We start from the raw sequence: 6,119 nt of genomic DNA, 5'->3' as shown, positions 1-6,119 counted from the left end.
TGAGCTCTCATTGACCGCCCCCTCTATTTAATTATTGGATGATTTTAAGGGGTGACAACAATCCTGACACAGGGGGCTCTATTAGGTGCAATTTTAAGCCCTAATAAAGTTCTTGATAGCAAGCCTAAAGGTAATTACCAACAAGCAGTTAAAAGTGCTCGTGAGATATTAAAGCCGATTATCGAGAAACAGCAATTAGATTGCGATTCAGTAGAAAAAATCATTAGATCTAAAAAGTCGGCTATTTATGTTGAAGGTTGCCCTGGTGCTGGTAAAACACGGCTGATAGTAGACCGCGTGAGACATTTACTTGCTCAAGGTGTTAACCCAAGTTCTATCTGTGTGCTTGCTTTTACTAAAATTGCAGCTCATGAGTTTACATACCGACTTAAAGAGCAAAAGCTGTATTCAGATGGCATGATTGTCAGTACTTTTAGTGGTTGGTGTAACACCCTTCTTAACGAAGAGAATATGCTCCCAGCGCTTATAGATGAGCAAGCTCGTAATGCCATTCAGTCATGTATCAAAAAGTATAATAAATCTGCCGAAAGAGATAATAAATCCATTACTGTGAAGCGTTGTATCGCACTATTCAATCATATGGCGAATTTTAATAATCCCGACATTATCCTTTCTATCAAGAAAATTGATCCTTACTTGGTTGATTATACTTCAGATATTGAAGCAATTTTTAAGATTTATGATGAATATAAAAAAGGAAAGTATCGTGATTACAATGACATGCTTGTTCAAATGAGAGAAGGCTTGAGCAAGCCTGACTTCCTTGAAAAAACAACTAGTCGATATGAACACATGATAATTGACGAGATTCAAGACACAAATCTAGTTCAATGGGATATCATCAAAACAATGTATATTCATAAGGTTAAACTTTTTTGTGTAGGTGACCCTGCCCAATCTATCTTCGGCTTTCGTGGTGCTGATAGTCAGTATCTTGCTAAATTTGGACAACTATTTAAAGGTAGTAAGTTTCAACTGACGCGAAACTATAGGACTACAAAGTCCCTTGTTAAGTTATCAAATGCACTGAGATTTCAGATTAATAAGACATTTATCGGCTCTGTAAGCGTATCTAAAGATAATGAGGTAAGTGACGAGCTTGCTCAAGTTAAGTACTGCGATGAGTTAAATGATGCTGTTGCATGGCTAATCAAGAACATAAAGAATTCGAGTGAGCTTTATGCTCAACAACTAATCTTGTGCCGCTATAATGAACAAATTGAGATTATAAAAACAGCAATGATCGATGCAGGATATGAGGTTTCGAAAAAATATGTAATACAAGTCTCAGAAAATTACTCTATACCAATATTAACTTATCATTCTTCTAAAAGTCTGGAGGCTGAGAATTGCTATGTATTTGATCCCCTTTTTAGTAAAAAGAAACTTTCTACATATAAAGAAGAATTGCGTAATACCTACGTTGCTTTTACTCGATCAAAAATAGCATTGACTATACTTGTTTGTGCAACCGGATCAAAAATATATGAACTTGACGAAAAGACTTCAAAGAGACAGAGTAAGAGCATCTTTCTTAACTTACCAGATGAATTTACTCAGGTTATAGAATCTTAGTTGTTAATTATTATATAGCTTTACCAAACTCACTAGAATTTTGATCTGTTACGATTCTAATGATGTTAAATCTGCCATTTTAGAGGGATAAATTCTTTATACTTGTACCTTTAATTTTTACTGCTAAAATAACTGTAATTATATACAGTGGTGTTAGCTATGCGCGTTATCCCTATACCTGCAAGAGCAGGCATTACAGGTTTTGAAAGTCCAGCAGCTGAATACAGTCAGCTAGGCATGAGCTTGGATGATTTACTGATTGAGCATCCAAGCTCAACCTTTATAGGTATTGCTCAAGGCGAGTCGATGCAAGACGTCGGCATCTTTGATGGTGATATGATCATTGTTGATCGTCATGAGACTGCTCGAAACGGCGATGTCATCGTTGCCAATTTTAATGGCGAGTTTGTCTGTAAGATTCTAGATACCAAGCGGCGTGTTCTCCTTTCTTCTAATCAGCAATACCAACCTGTCATTATTCATGAATACGATGATTTTAGTATTGAAGGCGTAGTCACACGTTCTATTCGTTGCCACCGTCAAAGCCCTCTGTTGTGTGGTAATTAGATGTTTGCTCTAGTTGACGCTAATAGCTTCTATTGCAGTGCCGAACAAGTGTTTCGTCCAGATTGGCGCGGTAAGCCAGTTATTGTGCTAAGTAACAACGATGGGATGATTGTTGCTGCTAATCGTCAAGCTAAAGAAGCTGGCATTGGGAAGTTTCTACCTTACTTTCAAGTTAAAGCCTTATGCGCTCAACGTGGAGTTATTGTCTGTTCCTCAAATTATGAACTCTATGCTGACTTATCTAGCAAAATGATGGACATCATTGGCCGCTTTGCCCCTGAGCAACATGTTTACTCTATTGATGAAAGCTTCCTCTCTTTTAAGAACTGTTATCCAGCTATCAAATGCCTCCTTACGCAAGGCCAGTTAATCCGCCGTGCTGTGTGGAAAGAAGCGCGGCTAGCAGTCTGTGTGGGTATTGGTGAAACACTTACTCTTGCTAAAATCGCCAACCATGCAGCTAAGAAGATTGAGGGCTATAAAGGGGTTTGTTTCATTAGTAATGAGCAAGAGCGTATAGCTATTTTAAAGCAGCTTGCTGTAGGGGATGTTTGGGGCATAGGACGTCGAATAAGTAAGAAGCTTGAGCTAATGAATATCCGTACAGCGTTTCAACTCGCGTCTATGCCGCCGACACTGGCAAGAAAGCAATTTAGTATTGAAATAGAACGTACCGTTCGTGAGCTTAACGGCCAAGCCTGTAAAGTATGGGATGAGGTGAGGGCAGATAAAAAGCAGATATTTTCGACTAGAAGCGTAGGTGAGCGCATCACTGATTTTGAGTCGTTACAGCAAGCATTGAGTAAGCATGTTGCTATCGCATCGAGTAAAGCACGTAAGCAAGGCTCAAACTGTAAGACTATGCTGATTTTTGCCAGTAATTCACCCCATGATGAACGACCAGTAAGCTACAAAGCTATTGTGCATTTCCCATGTCCAACTAACTGCACTGTTGAGCTAACCAAAGCTATGAGTGAAGCCGCCCCAAAGCTTTTTCGTGAAGGCATACATTATTACAAAATCGGTATAGGGCTTATCGATTTAGCCAGCGAAAAGCATAACCAATTCGATTTGTTTAACCCTCCTAAAGCTAATCCAGCTTTGATGCATACGCTAGATGACATTAACCAACGCTATGGCAGTGATACGATGTTTCTAGCAGCTCAAGGCATAGAGCACAAGTGGTCAATGCGCCGTGACCTGCTAACGCCTCAATACACAACCAAATGGCTCAGTGTACCCAGCATTAAGTGTTAACGAGGTTTTACCCGAAAGAACTTTGCTCAATACTGTTAGTCATTATATAAAACAAACAAATACTAGAACGGATTTAATAAATCGCTATCAAAGTTTAAGCCTTCAAGCTCTGAATTAATAAATAATCTCTTAAAAGCCTCATTGCAATATATAGAATAGCCGCCTTGTAATTTTGACTTAAAAAGTAGCTTATTTTGAATATCTTCATTCAAAAAAGCTAATGACTTAAGACCGTCTTCAAAGCCATCTATATAGTTCATTTCACATAAAGTTGGATCTTCATTCGCAAAAACTTGAGGATTAAATAACATTAAAGACTCTCCATCAGCATTGACCTTTACAAATTCACCATAGGGATGGATTTTATCGCCGAGAAATAGATATGCTGATTGAGTCAATAATAGAAAATTTCCAAGTACATTTATGTCAAAATTTTGCTTTCGTGCTTGTGGAATAAAATTGCAGTCAAACTCACCATCCCACAAGTCCGCTATATTGGAATTATCATAGGGTAATGCCATTAGTTTTCTTACCACGACCTCGAAGGTGAGGTCAGTATTACTTACTATTTGATTAGTCATTGTTACAGTATTTAAATCAACTAAATCATATGAGCCATTAGGCTTTTTCAAATAGTATGCGCTCATAGTCCTTTCCACTGTTCATCTTTGGCATCAAATATAGTACTTGGTAACGTGCCTGTTTTTATATGAGTTTTCATACTACTTAACCTTCTAGAAAACTGTTCTTTATTTGGTACTCTCTGCCCGCCAAGATTTATACCTATCCAAGATTCGTAGTTATAGCGATGAAGCTTTCGGTGTACTGGCGCACTCTCAGTTGCCCAGTTTATACTTTTGTTTTTCATAAAGTTTATTAACCATGTGCCATTAATTGGGTCATTGATACCAAACCCTACTAAATGGAAATTCAATCTAGCACTTAAAATTGCAAATTGATTAAACCTACCGACACCAGGAATTATATGATGAGCTTCATGATTAACCGTTGGCTTAGGTTCACCAATAGCCCTTAAAAATTGAGCTAGTTTATCTGTAGGGTGATGCTCTTCATTAGTCAATTTTTCTATTGTCGCTTTACTAGCTTGATCTCTGTATTCAGCTAAAGCAGCCTGAGCTATTGATATGGAACTAATGCGATCCTTTTCTCTTTGAAGGTGGCGAAAATCATTATTTAGTTGTTCAAGTAAAGCTTCACTTGGATTCGAAGTCGCTTTCTTATCGAAATATTTTTTAGCTAACAACTCAAAATTGTAAACAGCCATTTCAAGAGATGAAGGGTTTGATGGTCTAGATGGGCGTGGGTATTCCTTTAACTTATTCATGTTTTATGTACTCCATTACATATAAAAACTTGAACGTAATTTAAAACAGAATTGATAAATATACAAATATCATTTGCTTAAGGTCGGCATGAAATCCATAACCTCTAATTCAACCACTTAAATGCAATACGACAAGGAATAGAGCACAAGTGGCTAAGTGTACCCAGCATTAAGTGCTAACTAGGTTTTTGCTTTGATTAATGTTTTCACTGTTAGTATTACTCATATGCTTGGTCTGACTAGATAAATCAGGCATTATCTAGTCACTGTTCCTTAGCTTGAAGTTCTCAATGAACCTCCTCAAAATTGGTCTACCACTCTTTCTACTGGCTCTCAGCTCTACAGCCATTGCAGCAGGAAATACATCTAATGATTCATTCAACAAAGCAAAAAAGATGCTCGAGCGGGAGGTCTATCAAGATCACCGCGTAACCATCTACTGTGGTGCTAAATTTGACGCTAAAAAGAACATCGAAGCACCTACAGGTTTTGTTACTTCTAAATACATTAAACGGGCAAAACGGGTTGAGTGGGAACATGTAGTTCCGGCGGAGAACTTTGGCAGAGCCTTCAGTGAGTGGCGTGATGGTCACAAGAGTTGTGTCGATAACAAAGGTAAGTCGTTTAAGGGACGTAAGTGTGCTGAGAAGATGAATACAGAGTATCGATATATGCAAGCCGATATGCACAATCTTTTCCCTGCCATCGGTGCAGTAAACGCACTACGCAGCAACTACAACTTTACTATGCTGCCCTCAGCGGTGTCTGACTTTGGTAGTTGTGATATGCGTATCGATGATCGTAAGGCACAACCACCGATAGCTGCTCGTGGCGTTATAGCTCGAACACACATGTATATGGAACAGACATATCCTAAGTACAAAATGAGTAAACAACAAAGTCAATTAATGAAAGTTTGGGACAAACAAGATCCAGTTTCTAAGTGGGAGTGTAAGCGGTCAAAACGTATTGAAAACCTTCAGGGGAATGCAAATACAGTGGTCGAGAGCCGTTGTCAATCAGTTGGTTTGTAGGCGTTTAGATGAGCGGCTAGCTCGCTTATGCCCCAAAGCTCCTACGTTTACTGCTACAGCACTTTTCTGAGTTTGAATATGAACCGTTATTTGACCACAGCAAATTTAGATGAATTAGAACGGCGATTGAACTTATAAATACAACAAAGACTACGGATTATCGTAGCCTTTTTCTTTTGTCGTACGTTAATAAAGTAGAAAATTTAGAACCTTTGACCGTAAGGCCGTTGATTTGGACATGGAGAGAAATCAAATTGATTATAGTTATGTCTCGGCCATGATGTTCGATTGTTATCTATGTTTTAGTGAGTTAAAAATCA

The 6,119-nt window shown here is 38.3% G+C and carries 6 protein-coding genes; 4 read left to right on the top strand and 2 right to left on the bottom strand.

The features are described from left to right. The first annotated feature begins 51 nt into the window (after positions 1 to 51). The 3 genes from AAEY97_RS08170 (at position 52) to AAEY97_RS08160 (ending at position 3,420) form a co-directional block, all read left to right on the top strand. Positions 52 to 1,596 carry a UvrD-helicase domain-containing protein gene (locus tag AAEY97_RS08170; protein WP_350997988.1) on the top strand — a complete coding sequence of 515 codons (1,545 nt, stop codon included), beginning with the start codon at positions 52 to 54 and terminating at the stop codon, positions 1,594 to 1,596. A 159-nt stretch (positions 1,597 to 1,755) separates the two neighbouring features. Next, positions 1,756 to 2,163, top strand: a complete 408-nt coding sequence (locus tag AAEY97_RS08165) for a LexA family protein (protein WP_192114302.1) — start codon at positions 1,756 to 1,758, stop codon at positions 2,161 to 2,163. Further along, positions 2,164 to 3,420 (top strand): Y-family DNA polymerase, encoded by a 1,257-nt coding sequence (locus AAEY97_RS08160; RefSeq protein WP_350997984.1) that lies wholly within the window; start codon positions 2,164 to 2,166, stop codon positions 3,418 to 3,420. Between the two features lie 62 nt (positions 3,421 to 3,482). Here the strand turns inward: AAEY97_RS08160 and AAEY97_RS08155 are convergent, their stop codons facing one another. Continuing rightward, the gene (locus AAEY97_RS08155) at positions 3,483 to 4,067 is read right to left on the bottom strand and encodes a hypothetical protein (RefSeq protein WP_350997981.1); all 585 of its coding nucleotides are present in this window, start codon (positions 4,065 to 4,067) and stop codon (positions 3,483 to 3,485) included. Then, complete coding sequence (locus tag AAEY97_RS08150) at positions 4,064 to 4,765, bottom strand: AHH domain-containing protein (protein WP_350997978.1); 702 nt, start codon at positions 4,763 to 4,765, stop codon at positions 4,064 to 4,066. The genes AAEY97_RS08155 and AAEY97_RS08150 overlap by 4 nt, the downstream gene beginning before the upstream one ends. A 290-nt stretch (positions 4,766 to 5,055) precedes the next feature. On the opposite strand from AAEY97_RS08150, the gene AAEY97_RS08145 reads away from it, so the two are divergent. Then, the gene (locus AAEY97_RS08145; protein ID WP_350997975.1) at positions 5,056 to 5,799 is read left to right on the top strand and encodes an endonuclease; all 744 of its coding nucleotides are present in this window, start codon (positions 5,056 to 5,058) and stop codon (positions 5,797 to 5,799) included. The last annotated feature ends 320 nt before the right edge of the window (positions 5,800 to 6,119 follow it).

Source organism: Shewanella sp. TB7-MNA-CIBAN-0143 (genome assembly GCF_040310065.1).
Classification (GTDB): domain Bacteria; phylum Pseudomonadota; class Gammaproteobacteria; order Enterobacterales; family Shewanellaceae; genus Shewanella.
The sequence above is the reverse complement of the archived record's forward strand: the minus strand, read 5'-3'. Positions and strand labels throughout refer to the sequence as shown.

Bases quoted from the DNA above. Each gene is read 5' to 3' on its own strand.
- AAEY97_RS08150 (WP_350997978.1), bottom strand. From the start codon at position 4,765: ATGAATAAGTTAAAGGAATACCCACGCCCATCTAGACCATCAAACCCT.
- AAEY97_RS08160 (WP_350997984.1), top strand. From the start codon at position 2,164: ATGTTTGCTCTAGTTGACGCTAATAGCTTCTATTGCAGTGCCGAACAA.
- AAEY97_RS08165 (WP_192114302.1), top strand. From the start codon at position 1,756: ATGCGCGTTATCCCTATACCTGCAAGAGCAGGCATTACAGGTTTTGAA.
- AAEY97_RS08145 (WP_350997975.1), top strand. From the start codon at position 5,056: ATGAACCTCCTCAAAATTGGTCTACCACTCTTTCTACTGGCTCTCAGC.
- AAEY97_RS08155 (WP_350997981.1), bottom strand. From the start codon at position 4,067: ATGAGCGCATACTATTTGAAAAAGCCTAATGGCTCATATGATTTAGTT.